The 23,068-nt window shown below is 62.8% G+C and carries 21 protein-coding genes; 5 read left to right on the top strand and 16 right to left on the bottom strand.

The genetic code is table 11. The annotated features are described in order from the left end of the window. Positions 1-388: 388 nt before the first annotated feature. From AC3A4H_RS08120 to AC3A4H_RS08085, 8 genes are all read right to left on the bottom strand, one after another. Complete coding sequence (locus AC3A4H_RS08120; protein ID WP_487766246.1) at positions 389-1,261, bottom strand: glycosyltransferase family 25 protein; 873 nt, start codon at positions 1,259-1,261, stop codon at positions 389-391. 309 nt (positions 1,262-1,570) lie between these two features. Continuing rightward, complete coding sequence (locus AC3A4H_RS08115; RefSeq protein ID WP_487766245.1) at positions 1,571-1,750, bottom strand: peptidoglycan-binding domain-containing protein; 180 nt, start codon at positions 1,748-1,750, stop codon at positions 1,571-1,573. 1,809 nt (positions 1,751-3,559) lie between these two features. Beyond that, positions 3,560-3,751, bottom strand: a complete 192-nt coding sequence (locus AC3A4H_RS08110) for a hypothetical protein (RefSeq protein WP_487766244.1) — start codon at positions 3,749-3,751, stop codon at positions 3,560-3,562. Positions 3,752-4,019: 268 nt separating this feature from the next. Beyond that, on the bottom strand, positions 4,020-4,256 hold the full coding sequence (locus AC3A4H_RS08105; RefSeq protein ID WP_487766243.1) for a hypothetical protein: 237 nt from the start codon (positions 4,254-4,256) through the stop codon (positions 4,020-4,022). A gap of 23 nt (positions 4,257-4,279) precedes the next feature. Further along, the gene (locus AC3A4H_RS08100; RefSeq protein WP_487766242.1) at positions 4,280-4,714 is read right to left on the bottom strand and encodes a hypothetical protein; all 435 of its coding nucleotides are present in this window, start codon (positions 4,712-4,714) and stop codon (positions 4,280-4,282) included. Further along, positions 4,662-5,495, bottom strand: coding sequence for a hypothetical protein (locus AC3A4H_RS08095; RefSeq protein WP_487766241.1), 834 nt, complete (start codon positions 5,493-5,495; stop codon positions 4,662-4,664). Before AC3A4H_RS08095 ends, AC3A4H_RS08100 begins: the two co-directional genes overlap by 53 nt. 54 nt (positions 5,496-5,549) lie before the next feature. Next, positions 5,550-5,723, bottom strand: a complete 174-nt coding sequence (locus AC3A4H_RS08090; RefSeq protein WP_487766240.1) for a hypothetical protein — start codon at positions 5,721-5,723, stop codon at positions 5,550-5,552. A gap of 552 nt (positions 5,724-6,275) precedes the next feature. Further along, a complete protein-coding gene (locus tag AC3A4H_RS08085; RefSeq protein ID WP_487766239.1) occupies positions 6,276-7,346 on the bottom strand; it encodes a tyrosine-type recombinase/integrase in 1,071 nt (356 codons plus the stop codon). 132 nt (positions 7,347-7,478) lie between these two features. Here AC3A4H_RS08085 and AC3A4H_RS08080 point away from each other — a divergent pair, with 132 nt between their 5' ends. Continuing rightward, entirely contained in the window at positions 7,479-8,261 is a 783-nt protein-coding gene (locus AC3A4H_RS08080) for a phosphate/phosphite/phosphonate ABC transporter substrate-binding protein (protein WP_487766238.1), read from the top strand. Positions 8,262-8,405: 144 nt separating this feature from the next. Then, complete coding sequence (locus AC3A4H_RS08075) at positions 8,406-8,873, top strand: DUF1203 domain-containing protein (protein ID WP_487766237.1); 468 nt, start codon at positions 8,406-8,408, stop codon at positions 8,871-8,873. Positions 8,874-8,956: 83 nt separating this feature from the next. Here AC3A4H_RS08075 and AC3A4H_RS08070 read toward each other — a convergent pair whose 3' ends face one another. From AC3A4H_RS08070 to AC3A4H_RS08060, 3 genes are all read right to left on the bottom strand, one after another. After that, positions 8,957-11,527 (bottom strand): GcvT family protein, encoded by a 2,571-nt coding sequence (locus AC3A4H_RS08070; RefSeq protein ID WP_487766236.1) that lies wholly within the window; start codon positions 11,525-11,527, stop codon positions 8,957-8,959. A gap of 4 nt (positions 11,528-11,531) precedes the next feature. Beyond that, entirely contained in the window at positions 11,532-12,014 is a 483-nt protein-coding gene (locus AC3A4H_RS08065; RefSeq protein WP_487766235.1) for an endonuclease domain-containing protein, read from the bottom strand. A gap of 244 nt (positions 12,015-12,258) precedes the next feature. Next, positions 12,259-13,836 carry a trimethylamine methyltransferase family protein gene (locus tag AC3A4H_RS08060; RefSeq protein WP_487766234.1) on the bottom strand — a complete coding sequence of 526 codons (1,578 nt, stop codon included), beginning with the start codon at positions 13,834-13,836 and terminating at the stop codon, positions 12,259-12,261. 232 nt (positions 13,837-14,068) lie between these two features. Between AC3A4H_RS08060 and AC3A4H_RS08055 the strand changes: the two genes are divergently transcribed. Together AC3A4H_RS08055 and AC3A4H_RS08050 are read left to right on the top strand one after the other, a co-directional pair. Beyond that, positions 14,069-15,247, top strand: coding sequence for an MFS transporter (locus AC3A4H_RS08055; protein ID WP_487766233.1), 1,179 nt, complete (start codon positions 14,069-14,071; stop codon positions 15,245-15,247). A gap of 207 nt (positions 15,248-15,454) precedes the next feature. Then, positions 15,455-16,831 carry an aspartate aminotransferase family protein gene (locus AC3A4H_RS08050; protein WP_487766232.1) on the top strand — a complete coding sequence of 459 codons (1,377 nt, stop codon included), beginning with the start codon at positions 15,455-15,457 and terminating at the stop codon, positions 16,829-16,831. A 96-nt stretch (positions 16,832-16,927) separates the two neighbouring features. Here the strand turns inward: AC3A4H_RS08050 and AC3A4H_RS08045 are convergent, their stop codons facing one another. The 3 genes from AC3A4H_RS08045 to AC3A4H_RS08035 form a co-directional block, all read right to left on the bottom strand. Next, complete coding sequence (locus AC3A4H_RS08045; protein ID WP_487766231.1) at positions 16,928-17,350, bottom strand: anthrone oxygenase family protein; 423 nt, start codon at positions 17,348-17,350, stop codon at positions 16,928-16,930. Positions 17,351-17,706: 356 nt separating this feature from the next. Beyond that, positions 17,707-18,591: a 3-hydroxyisobutyrate dehydrogenase gene (mmsB, locus tag AC3A4H_RS08040; protein WP_487766230.1), complete on the bottom strand. Its 885-nt coding sequence runs from the start codon at positions 18,589-18,591 to the stop codon at positions 17,707-17,709. A gap of 196 nt (positions 18,592-18,787) precedes the next feature. Beyond that, the gene (locus tag AC3A4H_RS08035) at positions 18,788-19,954 is read right to left on the bottom strand and encodes an isobutyryl-CoA dehydrogenase (protein WP_487766229.1); all 1,167 of its coding nucleotides are present in this window, start codon (positions 19,952-19,954) and stop codon (positions 18,788-18,790) included. Between the two features lie 284 nt (positions 19,955-20,238). On the opposite strand from AC3A4H_RS08035, the gene AC3A4H_RS08030 reads away from it, so the two are divergent. Further along, positions 20,239-21,708 carry a cobyric acid synthase gene (locus AC3A4H_RS08030; RefSeq protein ID WP_487766228.1) on the top strand — a complete coding sequence of 490 codons (1,470 nt, stop codon included), beginning with the start codon at positions 20,239-20,241 and terminating at the stop codon, positions 21,706-21,708. On the opposite strand, the gene AC3A4H_RS08025 is transcribed toward AC3A4H_RS08030, so the two are convergent. Both AC3A4H_RS08025 and AC3A4H_RS08020 read right to left on the bottom strand, forming a co-directional pair. Next, complete coding sequence (locus tag AC3A4H_RS08025; protein ID WP_487766227.1) at positions 21,709-22,143, bottom strand: VOC family protein; 435 nt, start codon at positions 22,141-22,143, stop codon at positions 21,709-21,711. It abuts the gene before it with no gap. 86 nt (positions 22,144-22,229) lie between these two features. Further along, positions 22,230-23,015: a TSUP family transporter gene (locus AC3A4H_RS08020; RefSeq protein ID WP_487766226.1), complete on the bottom strand. Its 786-nt coding sequence runs from the start codon at positions 23,013-23,015 to the stop codon at positions 22,230-22,232. Positions 23,016-23,068: the final 53 nt, after the last annotated feature.

Below are 23,068 nucleotides of genomic sequence, written 5' to 3'. Positions count from 1 at the left end.
AGTGAGACGACGGGCTGATGAGTAAGGGCACGCTCGCAAGGGGGGGCAGGCGAGCGCAGGCACATATTGCGTGGAGCGCTGTTTGGTTCCGAAATGTCGTGGGGAGCCTCATCGTCGCCTAACTGTGCGTCCTGGCCGGCCGCGGCAATAGAATATTGTCGATCCGCTCGCTAAGCCCGTCGATGCGCGCCGCAACGCCTTCGATGGCGCGAAGCATCTGGCCCGTTTGCTGCTCAAGCTGACCAGAGACTTATTTGCTGCGATCTGGTCAAATCATGGATGAGCAAGCATGCAAGAAGGGTAGCGACGGAACGAACGCTAACGGTTCATCTTTGGAAAGAGAAACTTTGCGATCTCAAGAAGACGCCGCCACCCGCCAGCTCTCCTCTCAAGAGGCTTCTTGCTCAGTTCGGTGTGTAGTTCTCTTTCCGACGAACCCCACTCTCCTGAACACCGCCCTTCCCGTCCCTATCATGAAAGCCCGACGAAACGACTCGACGGTATGAAGACCGAGACGCCTGATCTCACGCACCAGCTTCGCGGCCAGCCGCATTTGGCGCGCGCCCCTTCGCACGGTGACCCGCTCTCGCTCGATGACGCTCCGCAGCACGTCAGTATCCGCGTGCTCCTCCAAATAGACGTCCTGAATGCAGATCGCCGGGCTGATCTGTAACACTGCGATCTGCTTAAGAACGCCAAGCGTCGGCGAAAAAAGGATTTCGTCCACCGGGTCGCAACGCCACTCAGTGAAGGCGAGAAGGTGTGCGGCCGCGCTCGGCGAGATGAAGTAGCCGCCCGAGCCGAAATGATACGAGCAAAGCCGACGCAGCTCATGTCCTTCTGCCTGCCCCCAGACCTTCACCGAGAGCTCGTGACGGCGGAGATTTGTCTCCGCCTTGATCATATCCGCGCCCCTTGGAATCCAGTCGTCGCGACGAAGGAAGGTCGCTGCATCGGGCGAAAAGTGGATGTCGTCCTCGGCCACGAAGGCCCATGGTGCAGCACCCTTCGCCACGAACTCCCAGATCTTGCGGTGGCTGAGAAAGCACCCGATCTCTCCCGCCGACAGGATCCGCTGGTCGCGCGAGCGCGAGCGGCGGCCGGATGACAGCGCGCGCAGACGATTCAACTCCGCTTCAGGAAGATCCTTCGCATCTACAGCCGGCACCCGGACGAGGTCGATCTCCATTCCTTCGGTCTGCCCCCTAAACCACGCGAGACGATCCGGTGACCGGTCGAGGTTGATCAGATAGACTTTCATGCAGCAGTTATTTCCATGTCTGAAGTGGGCCGCAGCATCTCTGCGACCGGTCGCGCCCACGCTTCGGGTTGAACACCGAGTTCGCCCATCCATGCCGAACTCGACGGCGTGAGCGTTGCGTCGAACAAAGCCGCCCCCAGCGCGCCTGAAATCACGCATCTCACTGCGTTCCTCATGTCGCTTACGTGGACCATTCCAGTGATTCGATGAAGGGCCAAAAGGAGTTCACACGGGCGGTCCGTTAATTGCTAACCAGATTGCCCAATCGCGCCCGCAGTAAGGCCCCCGATCGCGGCGCGGTCCCCTGCTTCAACGCGGTGAGCGTCTGCGGCCCGCAACCACCGTCGCCTGGAAGGCGCGCGCCGAAACATCGCTCTTAGCGCCGAAGTCGCCGTCGACCAATTGCGGCGCTGCCCCGGTGGCATTGAGCAACTCCTGGAGTTCCGGGACGACAGCACCAGAGCTGCCCCGCTTCAGCAACGAGGTCATGGCAGTTCCTTTTCCGCCGTGAGGCGTGATCGATTTTCAGTGAATGCACGCGAGATTGCCGCTACGACTGGCGCATGAGCACAAGTCGAATATCGCTGCTTGTCTGTCTGGCTGTGATGATCTTGGTGGCCGCCTGTGGCGCGGCGCCGGCGGTTATGCGGCACGCAGAAAATAAAGTAATCACTCGAAATGACCGCAAACTAAGATCAGCAATGCTTGGTGATCGTAAATTTAACCTTTCCCCGCACCCATTTGCGCGTGAATTTTTCATGGTGTATTGCTTAGCCGCCGCATTGACACCCTCCTAAAATGATGTAGTCCCCCATCCGGGGGAATATACATGTGTATTGAAGGGGGGGTAATTGGAAGATCGAAGCTCGGAGGGCGCGCGAGACGTATTAATACTCGCGGCGGTTGTCTTAATATGTATGCTTGGTGCGCTCGCGGTTCATCTGCTCTCGCCTACGCTGCGTGAGTGGTTCCCCGCTGGCCAGCAGGCACTCCACCGTGATGGCTGAGAGGGACACCCCCCCCTCGGGCCGGTCTCAATTGCTCAGGACTCGGCCGTATCCAAATGTGATCTGGTCCGATAGCCTCGCCGTCCTGAGGCATCGGGCCAGATGCGCGGGCGGCCTCGCGAGACCCCCAACATTTGAATTGCAGACGGGCACGCGTTTGAGCCGGACCGGTACCGCGTTTGCCGCGGTCGGAGAGTTTTGAGGCGCCCCTACCTTAACAGGCCGCGTTAGGCCGAGGCCTAATGGCAACGACCGTTGGCGTCCCCTGGCGACTATGCCATCTTCGAAGATCATTGCTTGGGGGAGGGCAAATGTTCTTCATTCGAACGTGAAAACTTCTGGCTATCCTGGCCTTACTTTTTGGATCGTTCCAAATACTCCTCGGACTCTTAATAGCCACGGAGGCTATCGTTCCATACGAACTAGCACTTAAGCACTTCAGCACAGCGAAATCATCTGGCGAGATAATAGATAAGGGGCTGCGCACACTTCTCGTCGCCATCGTACTGGGAGTGCTGGCAGAGATTGGAACGTTCGTGGCCAAGGCGAGCGACAAGTAGCTTGCGATTTGTCGGTCTGGGGATGGTGGCCGCACGGCTGGTCAGGAAAATTTAAAGCGAAACTTGCGGCATGACGTGCGCGAGTTCGGCGGGGTGCGGCGCTGAGGCAACTCCACACTTTGGAGGCGGCCACCCTTTGCGCGCGTAGACGAGGCAAAAAACCGTATTGGCTCGACGCCCCCCAGCCAATCCAGCGCTGGACGGCCCGAGACTTTCGGTGGGGCATACCGCTTCGCACTGCGAAGATGATGGTGCACTGCGCCATTCGATCTGGCCCGCGCGAAGGCTGTCCAGCCCACCTACACGTATCAGCCTGAGGATCGGCCCGCTTCTGGGTGGATGGCGCTCGGACGACAACTGTCAATGTGAGGAGGGGGTGCGAACTACAACAGATCGGGCATAAACTGGCGGAGAAAGTCCTTTCGTTCATTTACCGCACGCATGACGTCTCGCGCCGCCTTAGTCTTATCATCCCCGGCGGTGTGGTATCCAGATACCAGCCGGTCAAGCGCACCTCGTTTGCTCTGCTCTATAGGGTATTTCTTGCCATCGTTCACGATGGCAGCGAGCAAATTGAAGGCGTCAATGATGTGTGGGCTCTTAGACTTAGCCACTGCCTCTATGTCACTATTCAATATTTGCCTACGATTTGAACCCAAAATGAAATCGTACAACCCGCCATGCCGATAGGAATTGGCGATTGCAAGTGCTAAGCGCGCATCAGCGCGCCATTATGCTGCCACCGAAGGCTCAGGCAGATCGGCCTCGTCGATAATCTCGGCATAGATGCCATCAAAAGTTCGGTGAAGGACGATCAACCGAGGGGACAGTCTGGAAGTGTCGATACCGACAATCGTCACCGGCTTTCCGGTTTGGGGGTGAAGGGCTTTGATTTGAGTGTGGAGTGGGATCACGTCGCTCATGGCTTTCTCCTCTTGTGGTGGGTGGAAGTGTCCCGTTCGAGAATTCGAATTATGCTTTTGACACACACCTAGGATGGTCAAAAAACGCAGATCAAACAGCATCTTTCGAATAATCGAACGAAGAGATTTTTTATCTATATATAATTACTTTCATTACACTTTTTGGCTTTCTTCCATTCGAATGGCGTCCGAATGAAATCGAACCGTTCGAACGAACTTTGACGTATACGTAAAAATCCGTTCGAACGTTCGAGTCCCCGTTCGAATCCTATTCGAACAACGGCACGCGGAATTTCGAGCCACGGCCGGGGGACGGCTTGCCGTTCACGTCAACAATCTGTTCCCCTGCTACACGCCAAGTAAGCGCATCGGAAAGCTCCCGGCTGTTTGCCCCGCTCACGCCGCGCTTTTCCAGCAGCTTTGAATAGGTCAGCGTCTTTCCGGGGGCGCCGTCTATTGCCGCGAGGACTGCCTTGCGCAGCGCCTCGGCCGGACTGGCAGCCATGTGTTGTCGGGTGCCATCTTCGATCAGTTTGATAGAGGAATGGACGATGGCCCACCCCCCCATTCAACGTCTTCCAGACTGACGGCCGGCGCGGCGGGGGCGCGGCTGATGGCCCTTAGCGCGGCGAGCCTGATTGTGTTTTCAGCGGCACGGCCAGCGAGGTCTGATTGCGCCGCCTGTTGCCAGATGAATACTTCACCCCATCGCCTGTACGCGTCGCCGTCCTCGCCGCCCTCCATGGGAACCACCGTCTTGCCGGCCAGTTTCTTCGGAAAAGAAGCGCGGGCCGCCGTGAGCGCTTCAAGCAGGAGCTTCGGAGGCGTCGCCTCATAGTCCAGCCGCGGCGGCGATATGGGGCCGGCGTGCGGCGCGGCAGTTATGAACAGAAAGCGATTCAGGAAGCCGTCAGCAATGCTGGCTTCGGACAGGCCAGCGTACAGCGTCTCGACGGTTGTCATTCCAAGCACTGTGAGCGCCGGCCCGATGATCGGCGCCTCGCCCTTCTTCGTCTCCGCACTGGCATAGATGCGACCATCGAACCGAATTAGATTGATCGTAGACGGCCAGCAGAAACTTTCTGATTCCCGCCGCCACGCTATTCTTGTGCTTGGCGTTGACGTCCTGGAGGGTGATGCCGAATTCGTCGAAAACCACAACCGTCGATGATTGCTTGCGTAGGATTCGCTCCATTGCCGCATAGCTGGTGGGATCGCCGTTGGTGACAGCGCCGACTGTTCCCGGCTGGTCGGACAGCGTGCGGATGGCTTTGGCCGGCCAGCCCTTGCCGCCTGCGGTGCCGAGCAGCGTTGTCAGATAGACATTGACGCCGGCGCGAGTGGGCGTGAGGGCCACCTTGCCGAAGACGCCGGCCAACAGGGCGATAGCCGCTGCAAGTGAAAGCTCCGGTACGGGAACAATTGCGGTCGACGTGATCCAGTTGCTGATATTGCAAAGAAGGCCGCCCGCAGTTTCCGGCGTGAATGGGGCAGGGTGCATCGGCGGCAACCGCAGGGGCTGGGCGAGTGGTGCCGCGCGACTTGATGGAGCCGTCGGCCGGTTGTCGTTGGCTGCGGCTGGGATTTCAACAGGCTTGCCGATCCAGATTGCATGACCTGATTTCGACAGGTGCATGACCGAGCCGTTGGGAAAGCGGACGCCAAGTTCCTCTGGGGGCCAGCCGCAGTCTTCCGCCTCGAACAACTCGTGCAGGCAGTTGCTGTGCCATCCGTTAGGTGCCACGACAATCTCGCCCCTGCATCGATGTGCGGCTGGAAAATGTCGGCAATGGCGTCGTTAGGCTGCGCGCTGGTCATGCCGGTGCATCTCTCCAAGTGCGGCCTGAACCAAGGCCGTAGCGGTTTCTCGGGTGAAGGTGGCAACGGCGCCACCGAATGCGGACGGCGCGAAAACGCGGTAGCCGTTCGCGGTCTGCTTCAGCGCCAGATTGAAAAGGCGCATGCCGTCCATCTGGACGTCGAAGCGCGCAACAGTGCTCCCCCGACAAGATGGCTCCGGGCGGACATTAAGAACTTGCATGGGGGGTGAATCTCCCGTTGTGGTACGTGGTGAAGGCCGTGAACCGGCTCTTTGTGGCTTCCCGCCCGCGGCGCTGCGGCAACGGTTTTCGGCCCGAAGGTGGCCGCGAGCGGGAAGCGGTTAGGCAGTCTGCGCTGTGGCTCGCGCGTTACCATTCGCGTGGCCGTAGACTGCCGTCCGGCGATTGCCGGAGAGCCACGCATTCAGGTCGGGGAGGGCGTAACGCACGCTTCCTCCGAGCTTCATGTAGACGGGGCCGCAACCGGTCATTCGGCTCTTGTTCAACCAGGACTCTGACTTGCCGATGTGTGCGGCAGCCAGGGAAGTATTCAACAAGTTTTTGCCTCTCTCCGTTTTTCCCTTGACAGTGAATCGCTGCGATGCGATTTATGAAGTGTAATGAGAATCGTGTATCGACTCTCAAATTTACAATTCCCTACAGCGATGAATCTGCCTTGGTTTGTCAAGGACCTTCAGTCCTTTTCAGACTTCTTTCGCTTTTGGGGCGATAATCTCCAACCGCTTCCAGCCTGCCCATTTATCCCCAGTTTGGCGCAAGTGAGTGTACCTCTGCAGGTTCTGCCAGGATCGATGCCCTGAGACGGATGCCACTTGCGGAATCGTTCGGCCCATCTCGAAAAGTCGTGAAATGGCCTCGTGTCGTAGATCATGGAATTTCAGATATTCGATGCCGAGCAGTTTACATGCGTCGCGCCAGCCATAATTGATGGTGTCACCCTTGAACGGGAAGATGAATTCACCTGTGTGCGGCATCGCCTTGATGATGCGCATGGCCTCCGGCGTTAGCTCGCACCATATATGGTTACCCGCAGCGCCGCGCGGATCTTTCGCGTCGCGAACCAAAATGCGGCTGTGCGCCTCGTCGAGGTCGGCCCATCGCAGTCTGACAATTTCGCCTTGGCGGCGCGCGCTGAACAGTGCGAAAGCCGAAATGGCCGACATCGGCAAGCTCTCCGGCTTCCGCGCCGAGAAAAGCTGCATGAGCTTGTCCATCTCGTCGACTGTAGGGCGCCTGTCGCGCTGGTTCGATCTCCCGGTAAGTTCCATTCTGGAAGCCACGACTGCAGCATCCTTCATGGCTTGTTGGTCGAGCGGGTAGCCCCAACCGGGCCTGGCAACCTCAAAGACGCCAGACAGGAATGTCATATATCCGCCAACCGTCGCCTTGCTTCTGGTCTCTGCAAGCTCACGCGCCAGCGACACGATGTGCTCGCTTCGAATTTCGCTGCAGCGCTTAGCGGCAAGGCTGGTGGCCCGCAGAGCTCGCAAGACGTTTGCTTTCGTTCTGCCCAGGCGCTTCGACTCCCGCTCATACTGCATAATGACGTCGGAAAGGAGCGGGTCTTCCTTCTTGTCGAGCGCGCCTGGGGCCTCCAATTCAGCTTCCCGCCACGTTGCCCAAGACTGTGCTTCACGGCGCGACTTGAATGTCTTAGCTTGCCGGTGTGCAATACGGCCGCCGCGCTTCAACGTTATCTGCACCAAGAATGCACTGGCGCCGTCCTTGCGTTTCCGTTCTACGATCGTGGCCATCGGTACAACATCCCCCTCAGAAGTACGACATTGTTGTATTATGCGTGAAAAATGGTGCAACAAGCGGAAACGGACTGATACGATTGGAATGTGAATTTTCTGCCTAACTTATTGAAGTAAAAAGAATATACAATGAATTCAAGTCCTTCGTTCATTGCGGCACTGCCCATGTATGACTGGCCGGAGGCGCGGGCCGAGACGGATGCCGAGTGGGCGCGCCTGCGCGATGCCTTCCGCGCCGCCGGCATCGAGGCGCCCGAGCGGCTTGCCCGCCGAAATGCCGACATGCCGCCGGTGCCGGGCGGCATACGCGACGGCGAAGGCAATGTGATCGCGCCCGACCCCGCCACGCTGCCGCCCGACGAATTCGACCTGCCGACGCTGTGGCGGCACCCCGACCTGCTGTTTGCCCAGGCATGCTGGGGGCCTATGGAGCTTGGCCTTGCGCGGCATGTGCGGGTGGTGGGCCAGCCCGACTATTCCGCCTTCGAAGGCGGGCAGGGTGAGCTTTATTCCAGCGTGCTCTTGATGCGGGCGGAGGAGCCGTCTGACCTCAACATCCCAGTTCATGGCTCGTCGCGCCTGCCTCTCGACCTGATCCGGAGCAAACGCTTGGCCTACAACAGCGACGACTCCATGTCGGGCATTATCGCGCTCACGCGCGACCTTGCAGCAATGGGCGAAAGCCTCGATGTGTTTTCGCAGCGCCTCGAAACGGGGGGGCACCGGCGGTCCATCGTCGCGGTTGCCGAGGGCAGGGCGGATGTCTGCGCTGCCGATTGCCGGAGCTGGGCCATGGCGCGGCGTTTCGAGCCGGCGTCAGGGCGCCTGCGCGTCGTGGGCTGGACAGGGTTGCGCAAGGGGCTGCCGATCATAGCCGCGCGCGGTGCTCCCCACTATTCGGTGCCTCTTTAATGACCGCCCCCAGTCCGCCTCAACAAAGCGAGAGCCGGACGGACAGTCGCGCGCTCGGCAGCGCTTGCGTTCGGAGCAGGAAACGGGTGGCTGGCGAGCCGTATTGCTGGCTTGATCGGAGCAACCGATCACAGGAGCCCCATCATGACCTTCCGCATTACCGGTCTTTCGCCCGAACCCTTCCGTTCGCTTTTCGGCTTGTCGGAGGCTGAACTGGCCGCGCGGGGAGTAAGGCGTTATCTTGTCGACGAAAAGCCGGGCTTTCCCGACCGGATCGAGATGCGCGAGGCTAATCCCGGCGAAACGGTCCTTCTGCTTAATCACGTCTGTCAGCCAGCCGACACACCTTACCGGGCTTCACACGCGATCTTCGTGCGGGAGGGAGCTACCGAGCAATACGACGCTGTCGGTCAAATCCCCGAGGTGATGCGATCGCGGCTGTTGTCGCTGCGCGCCTATGCCAATGACGGCATGATGCTCGACGCCGATGTCGCGGAGGGTGCCGGTATTGAGCCTCTCATAGAGCGACTGTTTGCAAACGCCGAGGTGAGCTACATCCACGTGCACAATGCAAGGCGGGGGTGCTATTCGGGCCGGATCGATCGAGCCTGACGGTTTTTCCAATCCGGGCACCGTTCGAAACGAAGAAGGGGCGTGGCCTTCCGCCCGCCCCGTTGGTCTGAGCGATAGGTTGCCTATCCCCGCATCTTCTCGCCGGCCGGGTCGAACAGCGGCAGGACGTTGATGCGGGCAGGGCGACGCTTGCCCAAAATCTCGATCTCGAAAATGCCTTCGCTCTCGTCTTCCGCGAGGGCTGCGGGCACATACCCCTGAGCCAGCGACTTCTGCACGTAGTGCGCATAGCCGCCCGATGTGACCCAGCCCACCACGCGCCACTCGCCGTCGACAATTCCGCGCACGGCGGAGGCGCCATCGGCAGCGGCCGAGCCGCGCACTTCCTTGCCGGTCTCGTCAAAACGCGGCGCGCCGTAGCCATGCGGCTTTTCCACCGTGCCGTAGTCGGTCGAGATTTTGGCCCAGATCGGCTCGTCGCCCATGACGTCGGCGCCGTCGGCCTCCACCACCATGGAGACGCGGCGCAGTTTCGGGCCTTCCTCCTGCTCCTTCGCGGCTGCCTCACGGCCGATGAAGTCATTCTTCTCCATGCGGATGAAGCGATCCATCGAGCCTTCGAACGGGCCGTAGATGGGGCGCAACTCGCGGAACCAGGTCGGGAAATTCTTTTCCAGACGCATGGACAGCAGCGCGCGCATGCCGAAATCGACGATGCCGAATTCCTCGCCCGCGTCCTTGATGCCCTTGTAGACGAGGCGCTGATAGGCCGGCTGCATCCAGATCTCGTAGCCCAGGTCGCCGGTGTAGCTGATGCGGTTGACCATGCAGGGCGCGCCGCCGACGGCCATCTCGCGATAGTCCATGAAGCGGAACGCCTTGGTCGAAACGTCCGTGTCGACCAGCTTGGCGAGCAGGTCCTGCGCCCGCGGGCCGGCAATCGACAGGCCCACCAGCGTCTGGTCGAAGCGGTGGAGCTTGACCGAGCCATCCTTGGGCAGGTGACTCTCGAACCAGCGCATATGGTATTTCTGCGCGGCCGACGAACCCCAGATCATGAAGCGGTCTTCCGCCGCCTTGGCGATGGTGAAGTCGCCGATCAGCTTGCCGAATTCGTTCAGCATCGGGGTCAGCACCAGGCGGCCAGTCTTCGGCATGCGGTTGGTCATCAGCCGGTTGAGGAAATCCTCGGCGCCCGGTCCCGCCACTTCGTACTTGGCGAAGTTGGCGATCTCGGTCACGCCGACGCGCTCGCGGGTCGCGCGCACCTCGTTGCCGATGTGCTCGAAATCGTTGGAGCGGCGGAAGGAGACGATGTCTTTCGGCTCGGTGCCCTTCGGCGCGAACCACAGCGGCGTTTCAAGGCCCCAGCTGTCGCCCATGACGGCGTTCTGCGCCACCATGGTGTCGTAGAGCGGGGTGGTCTGCGCGGGCCGGGCGGCCGGCAGTTCCTCGTTGGGGAAGCGGATCGAGAAGCGGCGCGAATAGTTTTCGCGCACCTTGGCGTTGGTGTAGCGCAGCGTCGCCCACTCGCCGTAGCGGGTCACGTCCATGCCCCAGACGTCGAAGCCTGGGTCGCCATGCACCATCCAGTTCGACAAAGCGAGGCCGACGCCGCCGCCCTGTGAAAAGCCGGCCATGACGGCGCAGGCGGTCCAGTAGTTGGTCAGGCCCTGCACCGGGCCCACCAGCGGGTTGCCGTCGGGCGCGAAGGTGAAGGGGCCGTTGATGATCTGTTTTATCCCCGCATTCGCAATTCCTGGAAAATGCTTGAAGCCGACTTCCAGCGACGGCGCGATGCGGTCGATGTCGGGTGGCAAGAGCTCGTGGCCGAAGTCCCAAGGCGTATTGACCGGCGACCAGGGCTTGCAGGCTTTCTCGTAGGTGCCGAGCAGGATGCCGTTGCGCTCCTGCCGGGTGTAGATCTCGCCCTTGAAGTCGAGCACGCCGACCAGCTCGCGGCCGGTCGACTTGTTGAACTCTTCCACCTCCGGCATCGGCTCGGTGAGCAGATACATGTGCTCCATGGCGAGAACCGGCAGCTCCAGGCCCACCATGCGGCCCACCTCGCGCGCCCACAGGCCGCCGCAGTTCACCACATGCTCCGCCTTCACCGTGCCCTGTTCGGCGACGACGTTCCAGGTGCCGTCCACCTCCTGCGTCAGCTCCTTGACCGGGTTGCGCAGCACGATCTCGGCGCCCAGCTTCTGGGCTGCCTTGGCGTAGGCGTGCGTGGTGCCGGAAGGGTCGAGATGGCCTTCGACCGGGTCCCACATGGCGCCGACAAAGTTCTTCTCGTCCATCAGCGGGAACATGGCCTTGGCTTCGGACGGCGTGATCAGTTCGGTGTCCATGCCGAGATAGCGGCCCTTGGCATGCGCCAGCCGCAGGAAGTCCATGCGCTCGGGGCTGTCGGCCATCATGATGCCGCCAGTGAGGTGCAGCGAGCAGGATTGGCCGGAAATCTCCTCCAGCTCCTTGTAGAGCTGCACCGTATAGGCCTGCAGCTTCGCGACATTGGGGTCGCCGTTCAGCGTGTGGAAGCCGCCGGCCGCGTGCCAGGACGAGCCGGAGGTAAGCTCCGACCGCTCGATCAGCATGACGTCCTTCCAGCCGGCGCGGGCGAGGTGATAGAGCACCGAGCAGCCGACGACACCGCCGCCGATGACTACAGCTTTTACGTGAGATTTCATGGGCTTAGATCTCTTGCTTGATAGAAGTGGGTCGGGAATTCAATGGTTGCGCAAACACGAAGCGCAGGTCGAACGCGTTGACGTTCTCGGCAAGCCGGCCATCGAGGGCGGCGAGGATGGTTTCGCAGACAGACGCGCGGTGCTTGAGGACGTCGGTGTTCCAGAAGCGCAGGATGGAATAGCCGTGATTACGCATGTGCTCGTCGCGGATGCGGTCCGGGGCGCTGTCGGCGTGTTGGCTACCGTCGACCTCGATGACGAGCCATCGTTCACGGCAGGCGAAGTCCGCAAAATAGCGGCCGATGGGTAGTTGCCGTGTGAAGCGATAGCCGCCGAGATTCCTGCTCTTCAACTCAAGCCAAAGCAGGGCCTCGGCTTGATTGCCGCCCTGGCGAAGCTTGCGCGCGCGAGCGGTCGTGCCTTTCTTTCGGCGACTGCGGGTTGCATCGATGCCTTCCCCCACTCCGTCGCCGCTTCGCGGCGCCACCTCTCCCCCCTCCGGAGGGAGAGGAAAGGAGCCAGGTTCGGCGGCCTCTCGCCCTTCCTCCCCACCTTCCGAACAGAAAGGAAAGGAGCCAGGTTTGCCGAGCTCGCGCCCTTCCTCTCCCCCTTCCGGAGAGAGCGGAAACGAGACAGGTTCGGCAAGCTCGCGCCCTTCCTCTCCCCCGTCGATCGGGGGAGAGGTGTCGAGCGAAGCGAGACGGAGTGGGGGTCGACCAGCCGCCATCGGCTCAAAAATCCGTCGGCGCGCCGCCTTCGGCCTTGCGCTTTTCCACGAAAGCGTCGAGTTCCTCGCGGACAGCCGGGTCGATCGGCGGTTCCTCGTAGTTCGCCAGGCGCTCCTTCCAGACCCGGTTGGCCTTCTCCACCGCTGTCGGCGATCCGGCCTCCGCCCAGGTCTCGAAGTTGCGCCAGTCCGAAATCACAGGCGCATAAAACGCAGTCTTGTAGCGCGCCTGCGTATGGGCGGTGCCGAAGAAGTGGCCGCCGGGGCCGACATCGCGGATGGCGTCGATGGCCAGCGCATCCTCCGACACGTCAAGCGGAGTCAGGAATTCGGCCACCATCTGCAGCAGGTCGATGTCGAGGATGGTCTTTTCGTAGGAACAGGTCAGGCCGCCTTCGAGCCAGCCTGCGGCGTGCTTGATGAAGTTGCCGCCGCCCTGGATGCACCCCCACAGCGAAAACACGCTCTCATAAGCCGCCTGCGCGTCGACCGCATTGGCGGCGCAGACATTGGAGGTGCGGTAGGGGATCTTGTAGCGCCGGGCGAGCTGGCCGCCCACGAGCTGGGCCTTCATGTATTCCGGCGTGCCGAACGCGGGTGCGCCCGACTTCATGTCGACATTGGAGGTGAAGCCGCCATAGCCCACCGGCGCGCCCTTCCTCACCATCTGCGCGAAGGCGATGCCGGCCAGCGCCTCGGCGTTCTGCTGCACCAGCGCGCCGGCGACTGTGACGGGCGCCATCGCGCCGGCCAGCGTGAAGGGCGTGACGATAACGACCTGGCCGTGCGAGGACATCTGGATGATGCCTTCCATCATCGGGATGTCGAGCTTCAGCGGCGAGTTGGTGTTGATGATGGTGAGCAGCGAGGGCTCTTCCACGAACTGCTCCATCGGCACCCCGCGGCCGATGCGGCAGATCTCGATGCCGTCCAGATTGCGCTCCCGGCCGAGCGAATAGGCGTGGAAGGCCTTGTCGGTCAGCAGCACGAAGTCGCGCAGGCATTCCAGGTGCCGGATTGAGGGGTGCAGGTCCACCGGCTCGACCGGATAGCCGCCGGTGACGTGGAGGATGTTGTGCATCTGGCCGAGCTTCGCCAGATTGCGGAAATCCACCTGGTTGCCCGCCCTGCGGCCCCGGTCGAGGTCGGAGCAATTGGGCGCCGACGCCATCTGCGAGAAGACGAGGTTGTTGCCGCCGAGCTGCACATTGTGCGCAGGGTTGCGCGCGTGCAGCGTGAATTCGGACGGCGCGTGCGAGATGAGCTCCAGGATCAAGTCGCCATCGAAGCGCACGCGTTCTGAGCCCTCGCGCACATCCGCGCCATGGCGCTTCATGATCGCCCGGGCCTCGTCATGCAGCACGTCGACGCCGATTTCCTTCAGCACACGCAGCGAGGCGAGGTGAATCGCTTCCAGTTCGTCGTCGGAGACAATTCGCGTCGGCTCGAAGGGAATGCGCAGTTGCTGGAACGGTGGCTGCTCGAAAGCAGCCGAGCCGCCGGCGCGTTTGCCCGCGCGGCCGCCGCGGCGGGAGCGTTCGTGGGCGGGCGCCGGTTCTGCTGGATTGAGGGCGGCGGTCATCGTGGTCCTCATGGCAATGGCAATGCGCGGTAGAGCCGCATAATGGACCGCGGTTTTCGCCTTGATTGCGGATGCGACGACCATTAGCGCGAGCAAAGCGACATGCCAGCGGGCAGGGAGGTCGCAATTCCGCCTGTCCGGTCGATCGCCCAGCCCTGGAGCATCCAGACGGGGGCGCGGGGCGCTAGGGTGGCACGTTCGGGAAGAGCAGGGCATGCACGGAGGGGGAAGCATGGACGTCGTTCGCAACAAAACTCAGCTGTCTGCGGACGTGCCATGGGTGCCTATCCTTGGCGTCATCGCCACCGTCTCGGTCTTCGCCCTCGCGCAGGGGCTCAGCTATCCGCTTTTCACCTTCCTGATGCAGAAGCAGGGCATGCCGCCGGCGCTGATCGGTCTGTCGGCGGCCATGACGCCGCTCGGCCTCATCGTCTCCGCGCCTTTCGTGCCGCTGCTGGTGCAGAAGGTGGGGGCGCGGCGCATCGTGGTCAGTTGCGCGCTGGCGGCGGGCGCGCTGTTCCTGCTGGTGGGCCTGCTGCAGAACGCCTTCGCCTGGTTCGCGCTGCGTTTCCTGATCGGAATCGTCATCGACCCGCTTTATGTGCTGAGCGAGGTCTGGATGCTTTCGCTTGCCCCACCCTCGCGGCGCGGCCGGCTGATGGGCGTCTATACGGCCATCATCGGCGCCGGGTTCGCGGCGGGGCCGTTCAGCCTCATGATCGTGGGCACCGCCGGCTGGCCTCCTTTCGCCATCGGCATCACGGCCTTTCTGACCTGCGCCGTCTGCCTGGCGATCATCGCCCCGCGCCTGCCGTCGATGAGCGACGGCAGTGGCCACACGCCGCTGTCCGGCTTTGTCCGGCATGCGCCGGCGCTGCTTCTGGCGGTCGTCGTTTCCGCCGCCTTCGAACAGAGCGCGCTGGCGCTGCTACCGGTCTACGGTGCCAGTTACGAGATAGCCGAGCGCGTCATGGCGGCGCTGCTTGCCACCATGATCGCGGGTAATATCGCACTGCAGATTCCGCTTGGACTTCTGGCAGAGCGCTTCACCGCCCGTGCCGTGATGATTGCCTGCGCGGTGCTGAGCCTCGCGGGCGCGGCGCTGCTGCCGGCGCTGATCGAAACGCCGGCGATCTGGCCGATGCTGTTCGTGCTCGGCGCCGTTTCCTACGGCATCTACACCATGGCGCTGATCGAGCTCGGCAACCGTTTCACCGGCTCCATGCTGGTGACCGGAAATGCCGCCTTCGGGCTGATGTGGGGCCTGGGCGGCATTGCCGGGCCGCCGGGCGCGGGCAGCATCATGCAGTTCATCGGCGTGCAGGGCCTGCCGGTCTTGCTGGGTGCGCTTTGCGTGGTGCTGATCGGCTTCGCCTGCTTCCGTGCCTGGCAACGCGGAAACGAGGGTTGAAAATCCGCCCCAGCCTCGTTTAGATTTGCGCGATGGTTCCAAACCGCATTTCCTGCGCGCATCTGATTGCCGTGACGCCTTCGCCGCGTACACGGCATGCGGAGCTTTTGCGCCTGTGCGCGCGCATCGGCTATTCGCCGCCGTCCTTCTTCCGCTGAAACACACGACCGGCCTTGCCGGAATGATTCAACTGGAAGGGACAATCCCATGACTTACCAGAACTTTTCGCTTTCGCAGCTGCAAGCGATCGACGCCGCACACTATCTGCACCCGTTCACCGACCACAAGGACCTGCGTGCTGCCGGCACGCGCATGATCGTGCGCGCCGACGGGCCGTTCATCTATGATTCCGAAGGTCACGCGCTGCTCGACGGCATGGCCGGCCTGTGGTGCGTCAACATCGGCTATGGCCGCCACGAGCTGGCTGAAGCTGCCTACGAACAGATGAAGGAGCTGCCCTACTACAACTCCTTCTTCCGCTGCGCCACGCCCACCCCGGTGCTGCTCTCCAAGAAGCTGGCGGAAATCGCGCCCAAGCACATCAACCAGGTGTTTTACGGCTCGTCGGGTTCGGAATCGAACGACACCGCGCTTCGCCTCGTGCGCCACTACTGGGCGCTGGAAGGCAAGCCCGAGAAGAACATCATCATCTCGCGCAACATGGCCTACCACGGCTCCACGGTCGCCGGCACTTCGCTCGGCGGCATGAGCGGCATGCATGAGCAGCTCGGCGGCGCGGTGCCCAACATCGTCCACGTGATGATGCCCTATGCCTACGAGCTCGCGCTGCCGGGCGAGAGCGACCACGATTTCGGCCTGCGCGCGGCCAAGGCCGTCGAGGACGCCATCCTCGAAGCCGGCGCCGAAAACGTTGCCGCCTTCATCGGCGAGCCGATCATGGGTGCCGGCGGCGTGAAGATCCCGCCGGCAAGCTACTGGCCGGAAATCCAGCGCATCTGCCGCAAATACGACGTGCTGCTGATGCTGGACGAGGTCATCACCGGCTATGGCCGCACCGGCGAGTGGTTCGCCGCGCAGTCGATGGGCATCGAGCCCGACACCATCACCACCGCCAAGGCGCTCACTTCCGGCTACCAGCCGCTGTCGGCGCTGCTGGTCGGCGACCGCATCTCCAAGACGCTGATCGAGAAGGGTGGCGAGTTCTACCACGGCTACACCTATTCGGGTCACCCGGTGGCCTGCGCGGTGGCGCTGAAGAACCTCGAGATCATCGAGAACGAGGGCCTCATCGAGCGCGTGAAGAACGACACCGGCCCGTATTTCGCAAAAATGCTCCAGGAACGCATCTCCGGTCACCCGCTGGTGGGCGAAGTGCGCAGCTTCGGCCTGATGGGCGCCATCGAGATCGTGAAGGACAAGGCGACCCGCGAGCGCTTCCAGCCGGAAGGCAGCGCTGCCGTCGTTGTCCGCGATCACGCCATTGCGCAGGGCATGATGATGCGCGCAACCGGCGATTCCATGATCCTGTCGCCGCCGCTGATCTGGACCCGCGAGACCATCGACATGGCGGGCGACCGCATCGCCAAGGCTCTCGATCTTGCCTTGGCCGACCTCAGCAAGTAAGGGTTTGTCCTGGAACGGGCGCGGAATTCTTCCGCGCCCGCATTTGGCGGAATGAACCTCTGCTGCCGGTTGCGCGCCGCTACTGGCCGGTCCGGCTCAAGAAAGCCCGGCAAGGAACGCTATCGTCGCAAGCGCGCCGAAAATGCTCCGCACCGCGTGAAGCGTTCCCCATTGCCGGATGAGAGTGCGCGTTTGCGCGTCGGGCGGGGCCAGGCCCATCAGCGCGTTGTTCGTCGGCATTATGGCAAGCGGCGTCCATGGCCAATTGGCGATCATCAGAACGGCTCCGGCCAGAAACCACAAGCTGGCGGTTTGCCACCAGGCGATGAGACCAAGCACGCAGCCCACCGCGGCAAGAGGGGCCTGCATGGCGAAGCCGCGCTTGTAGGCAGGCTTCCATTGAGCCAGCAGCGCTTTGTCGTCCAAGGCGAGGCGCGCCGGCTGCTCTGCGACATTTATGTATATTGCGGCGCCAGTGAAAGCCGCCGCGCAAGTCAACGCAAGGTGACCGAAGAGCATTTTCGTGGCTCCGGTGGCGTTCACCTTGAGCTTATCATGTTGCGATGACGATCGCTGGCCGAAATGCCGACCGGGTCAAGTAGAGGGATGTTTCCAAGCTGGTCCAAAGGCAAAAACCGCGTCCTCCGCTGGTCGGAAGAGCACGGCTTTGCCATAGATACGCATGGCCCTTCGCCACCCAGATACGCTGCGAAGGTAACGGCTCCGGTACGCAAGACCTGATCCGGAGCGGTTGGCGGATGCGTTGTCCGCCTGCACATCGTTCTAGCGGCACATCGTTACCGCGTGGTTAGCGAGAGCTTAATTAAACCTAAATTTGTATCTTTTTCGCGACTTTCGGATGGAAAAGTCGGGCCTTATGCGCCGCTTCCGCGCAGGAAGTTGATGATGCCCGAGAAGTCGGTGCCGCCCTGGCCCTGCGCGTTGTACAGGGCGTAGAGCTGCGCGGCCTCAGCCCCGAGCGGCGTGACGGCGCCGGCGCCCTGCGCGGCTTCCTGCGCCAGCTTCAGGTCCTTCAGCATCAGCGCCGCCGCAAAGCCGGGCTTGTAGTCGCGGTTGGCCGGCGAGGAGGGCACCGGCCCCGGCACCGGGCAATAAGTGGTCAGCGACCAGCACTGGCCGGACGAAGTGGATGCGACGTCGAACAGCGCCTGGTGCGACAGGCCGAGCTTTTCGGCCAGCACGAAGGCTTCGGCCACGCCGATCATCGAGATGCCGAGGATCATGTTGTTGCAGATCTTGGCTGCCTGGCCCGCCCCGTCGCCGCCGCAATGCACGATGCGGCCCGCCATCGGCTGCAGGATCGGCTCGGCCCTGGCGAAAGCCTCATCCGAGCCGCCGGCCATGAAGGTGAGGGTGCCTGCCGCCGCCCCGCCGGTTCCGCCCGAAACCGGCGCGTCGATCGAGGGCAGGCCGTGCCGTGCCGCGATTGCGTGCGCCTTGCGCGCCGAGTCCACGTCGATGGTGGAGCTGTCGATGAACAGCGTGCCTGCGGCCGCTTTCGGCGCAATGTCCTCATAGACTGACAGCACGTGCTTGCCGGCTGGCAGCATGGTGATGACCACTTCCGCGTCCATGACGGCCGCGTCGGCATTTGCCATCACCGTCACGCCATGCTCGCGTGCGACGGTCAGGTTCTCGGCGACGAGATCAAAACCCTGCACCGTGTGCCCGGCCCTGACGAGATTGGCGGCCATGGGGTTGCCCATATTGCCGAGGCCGATGAAGGCGATGGTGGTCATGTTTGCTCCTCCAAATACGTTGTGGACGAAGCACCCCCACTCCGGCTCGCTGCGCTCGCCACCTCTCCCCTTGCCCGGGGGAGAGGAAACGCTTCCGTGCAGCCGGCGCCAGTCCAGCTTGGGTTCCTCTCCCCCGGGCAGGGGGAGAGGTGGCCCGAAGGGCCGGAGTGGGGGTGGTTGAACCGTTCCAAGATCGTTAGCGCCCGATCAGGCTGCGCGCGATGATCACGCGCATGATCTCGTTGGTGCCTTCCAGGATCTGGTGCACGCGCAGGTCGCGCACCAGCTTTTCCACGCCGTAATCGTGCAGATAGCCATAGCCGCCATGCAGTTGCAGCGCCTCGTTGGCGACATTGAAGCCGGTGTCGGTGACGAAGCGCTTTGCCATGGCCGACCATTTTCCCGCGTCGGGCGCCTTGCGGTCGAGCTTGGAGGCCGCCGTGTAGAGGAAGATCCGCGCCGCCTGCAGTTCCGTCTCCATGTCGGCCAGCCTGAATTGCAGCGCCTGGAACTGGTTGATCGCCTGGCCGAAGGCCCTGCGGTCGGCGGTATAGGCCAGCGCCTTTTCGAGTGCGGATTGCGCGCCGCCCAGCGAGCAGGCGGCGATGTTGAGCCTGCCGCCGTCCAGCCCCGCCATGGCGATGCGGAAGCCGGCGCCCTCGTCGGAAAGCAGGTTTTCGGCCGGCACCTTGCAATCCTCGAAGATCACCTGCCTTGTGGACTGCATGTGCCAGCCCATCTTGTGTTCCTGCACGCCGAAGGAAAGGCCGGGCGCATCCTTGGGCACCACCAGCGTGGAGATGCCCTTGGGGCCTTCCTGTCCGGTGCGCACCATGGTCACGTAGATGTCGCTGTCGCCCGCGCCGGAGATGAACTGCTTGGCGCCGTTGAGCACATAGTCGCCGCCCGAGCGCACCGCCCGCGTCTTCAGCGCCGCCGCGTCCGAACCCGAGCCCGGTTCGGTCAGGCAGTAGCTCGCCAGCAGCTCCATGGAGGTCAGGCTCGGCAGGAAGCGCTCGCGCTGCTTCTCATCGCCAAAAGTGTCGATCATCCATGCCGCCATGTTGTGGATGGAGATGAAGGAGGAAAAAGCCGGACAGGCCTTCGCCAACGCCTCGAACACCAGCACGGCATCCAGCCGCTTCAGCGCCGAGCCGCCGACATCGTCGCGCACATAGATGCCGCCAAAGCCGAGGCTTCCGGTCTCGCGGATTACGTCGGCCGGAAAATGGTGGTTTCGGTCCCATTCCAGCGCCTGCGGCGCGACGCGGTCCTGAGCGAAGGCCTCGGCCATTTCCTGGATGGCGCGCTGCTCCTCGTTGAGTTCGAACTGGCCCGCTGTCGGATCGGTGGAGGCGTCCATGTGTCTGCTCCCGGTATTCCTCCGATGCCGGAAGGCCGAATGGCCTGCGGGCGTCGAAAATGTTCGCATTGCCGCATGATCCGTTCCGAAAAGTCTGCGACTTTCGCGGTGCGGGTCTAGGCACGCTGATCAATCTAGACCAATGATGCCCCCGCGCAACCCGGCCTTGTGTGGAGCGGCCGCTTGGGAATTGTTCGATAGGGGGCACGTGTGACGACGATTTTTGCAGAGCGCCGTGCGGCGCGCCTGACCATCGCTGGAATGGCCGGGCAGTGGTGAGCGGCATGGCCAAGGCAATCATGCTCCAGGGCACGGGCTCGGATGTGGGCAAGACGGTGCTGGTCGCCGGCCTGTGCCGGGCGGCCAGGAAGCGCGGGCTGAAGGTGCGTCCCTTCAAGCCGCAGAACATGTCCAACAACGCAGCCGTCGCCGATATTCCGGGCGAGACGGCCGGCGGCGAGATTGGCCGCGCGCAGTGGTTGCAGGCCATTGCCTGCGGCGTCGCGCCCTCCATCCACATGAACCCTGTTCTGCTCAAGCCGCAGAGCGATGTCGGCGCGCAGGTCGTAGTGCAGGGCAAAGTGTACGGCCAGGCCAAGGCGCGCGACTACCAGGCCATGAAGCCGCATCTGATGGGCGCCGTGCTCGATTCGTGGGCGAAGCTCGGTGAGGATGCCGACCTCGTCATCGTCGAGGGCGCTGGCTCGCCAGCCGAAATCAACCTGCGTCCGCGCGACATCGCCAATATGGGTTTTGCCACGCGCGCCGACGTGCCTGTCATCCTCGTAGGCGATATCGATCGCGGCGGGGTCATCGCCTCGGTCGCCGGCACGCACCTGATCCTGCCGGAGGAAGACCGCCGCATGGTCGTCGGCTATCTCATCAACAAGTTCCGTGGCGACGTCACCCTGTTCGATGACGGCATCGCGGCCATCAATCGCTTTACCGGCTGGCCCTGCTTCGGCGTGGTGCCGTGGCTGAAGGCCGCGGCCCTGCTTCCATCGGAAGACTCGGTCATCCTAGAACGGCTGACGGCGGGCGAAGAGAAGGCGCTGAAGGTCGCCGTGCCGATGCTCGGCCGCATCGCCAATTTCGACGATCTCGACCCGCTGCGCGCCGAGCCGCAGGTGGAAGTGGTGTTCGTGGCGCCGGGCCAGCCACTGCCCGCCGATGCGGGGCTGGTGGTCATTCCCGGCTCCAAGTCGACCATCGCTGACCTGATACGATTCCGCGAGAACGGCTGGGACCGCGACCTCGCAGCGCATCGCCGGCGCGGCGGCCATGTGGTAGGCATTTGCGGCGGCTACCAGATGCTCGGCCGCGTGGTGCGTGACCCGCACGGCATCGAAGGCTCGGTGAAGGAAGCCGAAGGGCTCGGCCTGCTCGACATCGAAACTGTGATGGAGCCGGAAAAGACGGTGCGGAACGTCACCGCGCGCTCGGTGCATTTCGACACGCCGCTGGAAGGCTACGAAATCCATCTTGGCGTCACCAGCGGCCCGGACTGCCTGCGGCCTGTTGCGGTCATCAACAATGCCGACGACGGTGCCACCTCGGCCGACGGAAAGGTGTTCGGCACCTATCTGCACGGCCTGTTTGGCGCCGACGCTTTCCGCGCGAGTTTCCTCGAAAGCCTCGGCATCAAGGGCGCGGGCATCGACTATCGCGGCGAGGTCGAGCTTGCGCTGGACGAGATCGCGATGCATCTGGAGAAGCATCTCGACGTCGACGCGATCCTCGCCGCCGCGCGGTGATCAGTCCGCGGGCTCATAGGCCTTCGGCCAATAAGTGCCGAAGGACCAGACGTTGCCCTCCGGGTCGGCGCAGATGAATTCGCGGCTGCCATAGCTGCGTTCCACCAGGGTTTCCAGGATCGTTGCGCCAGCCGCCTCGGCGCTGGCAAACATGGCCTCGACATCGTCCACCGCGATATAGGTCGCCTTGCCGCCGTTCTCTCCCGGCCAGCCGACGACCTTGCCAAAACCGTCGTCGCGCGCCGTGCCGATCATGATCATGGACGAGCCGAGCGCCAGTTCGGCGTGCTGCACCACGCCCGTGTCGTCGTCATAGCGGGCGCGGACGATGAAGCCGAAGGCATCGACCAGCCAGCCGATCATGTAAGCGGCATCGCGATAGCGGAAGGTGGGATAGATGCGGGGCGGCTCGGCAGGCGTCGTGACGGCAGTCATGGTGTCCTCCGGTTGTATGCTGCGGATAGGCATAGTGCCGGAAGCGCGTTCCGTGGTCACGGCGAAATTTGCGGCCGCGCTTGCCCTCAGGCGCCGATCAGCGTCCGCAACGGGTGCGCCGGGTCCATCAGGAGCTTCACCGCAAGCGCGACGCAGATGACGACCAGCAGCGGCTTGATCAGCTTTGCGCCATTGCGAATAGCCATATGCGCGCCCACTCGCGCGCCCAGAAACTGCGCCACGCCCATGATGATGCCGACCTTCCACGAGATCACGCCAACGAACGCGAAGGCAGCGAAGGCGCCGAGGTTGGAGGCGAAGTTGAGCAGCTTGGTGTGTGCGGTGGCCTTCAGCACGCCGTAGCCGGCCAGCGCCACGAAGGCGAGCATGAAGAAGGAGCCGGCGCCGGGGCCGAACACGCCATCATAGAAGCCGATTGCCGGCACCACCACCAGCCCGAACAGGAAGGGCGACAGGCGCTCTGCGCGGTCCACGTCGTTCAGGTTGGGTTTCAGGGCGAAATAGAGCGCGATGGCCACCAACACCACGGGCAGCACGAGGCTCAACAGCTTGGCCGGCAGCACGGTTGCCAGCAGCGCGCCCGCCACGCTGCCCAGGCACGACATGAGCGCGGAGGGCAGTTGCTTGCGCAGGTTCACATGCCCCTTCGCCGCATAGGTGATGGTGGCCGAGCCGGAGCCGAACAGACCCTGCAGCTTGTTCGTGCCCAGAGCTTCCACTGGCGGGAAGCCGGCGAGCAGCAGGGCCGGAACGGTGATCAGCCCGCCACCGCCGGCGATGGAATCCACGAAGCCGGCGACGAATGCCGCGGCTGCAAGGAAGGCGATGATTTCGGTGGCGAGGTCGAACATGGGACCTGTCGGGTGGGAGACGATCAAGCGGTTCGACCACAGGGCGAGGCAGT

Source organism: Pseudaminobacter sp. Soil_N_29 (assembly GCF_057656055.1).
This window is presented reverse-complemented; position numbering and strand designations above follow the sequence as displayed.

Bases quoted from the DNA above. Each gene is read 5' to 3' on its own strand.
- AC3A4H_RS08120 (WP_487766246.1), bottom strand. From the start codon at position 1,261: ATGAAAGTCTATCTGATCAACCTCGACCGGTCACCGGATCGTCTCGCG.
- AC3A4H_RS08115 (WP_487766245.1), bottom strand. From the start codon at position 1,750: ATGACCTCGTTGCTGAAGCGGGGCAGCTCTGGTGCTGTCGTCCCGGAA.
- AC3A4H_RS08110 (WP_487766244.1), bottom strand. From the start codon at position 3,751: ATGAGCGACGTGATCCCACTCCACACTCAAATCAAAGCCCTTCACCCC.
- AC3A4H_RS08105 (WP_487766243.1), bottom strand. From the start codon at position 4,256: ATGGCTGCCAGTCCGGCCGAGGCGCTGCGCAAGGCAGTCCTCGCGGCA.
- AC3A4H_RS08100 (WP_487766242.1), bottom strand. From the start codon at position 4,714: ATGACAACCGTCGAGACGCTGTACGCTGGCCTGTCCGAAGCCAGCATT.
- AC3A4H_RS08090 (WP_487766240.1), bottom strand. From the start codon at position 5,723: ATGGACGGCATGCGCCTTTTCAATCTGGCGCTGAAGCAGACCGCGAAC.
- AC3A4H_RS08085 (WP_487766239.1), bottom strand. From the start codon at position 7,346: ATGGCCACGATCGTAGAACGGAAACGCAAGGACGGCGCCAGTGCATTC.
- AC3A4H_RS08080 (WP_487766238.1), top strand. From the start codon at position 7,479: ATGAATTCAAGTCCTTCGTTCATTGCGGCACTGCCCATGTATGACTGG.
- AC3A4H_RS08075 (WP_487766237.1), top strand. From the start codon at position 8,406: ATGACCTTCCGCATTACCGGTCTTTCGCCCGAACCCTTCCGTTCGCTT.
- AC3A4H_RS08070 (WP_487766236.1), bottom strand. From the start codon at position 11,527: ATGAAATCTCACGTAAAAGCTGTAGTCATCGGCGGCGGTGTCGTCGGC.
- AC3A4H_RS08060 (WP_487766234.1), bottom strand. From the start codon at position 13,836: ATGACCGCCGCCCTCAATCCAGCAGAACCGGCGCCCGCCCACGAACGC.
- AC3A4H_RS08055 (WP_487766233.1), top strand. From the start codon at position 14,069: ATGGACGTCGTTCGCAACAAAACTCAGCTGTCTGCGGACGTGCCATGG.
- AC3A4H_RS08050 (WP_487766232.1), top strand. From the start codon at position 15,455: ATGACTTACCAGAACTTTTCGCTTTCGCAGCTGCAAGCGATCGACGCC.
- AC3A4H_RS08045 (WP_487766231.1), bottom strand. From the start codon at position 17,350: ATGCTCTTCGGTCACCTTGCGTTGACTTGCGCGGCGGCTTTCACTGGC.
- mmsB (WP_487766230.1), bottom strand. From the start codon at position 18,591: ATGACCACCATCGCCTTCATCGGCCTCGGCAATATGGGCAACCCCATG.
- AC3A4H_RS08035 (WP_487766229.1), bottom strand. From the start codon at position 19,954: ATGGACGCCTCCACCGATCCGACAGCGGGCCAGTTCGAACTCAACGAG.
- AC3A4H_RS08030 (WP_487766228.1), top strand. From the start codon at position 20,239: ATGGCCAAGGCAATCATGCTCCAGGGCACGGGCTCGGATGTGGGCAAG.
- AC3A4H_RS08025 (WP_487766227.1), bottom strand. From the start codon at position 22,143: ATGACTGCCGTCACGACGCCTGCCGAGCCGCCCCGCATCTATCCCACC.
- AC3A4H_RS08020 (WP_487766226.1), bottom strand. From the start codon at position 23,015: ATGTTCGACCTCGCCACCGAAATCATCGCCTTCCTTGCAGCCGCGGCA.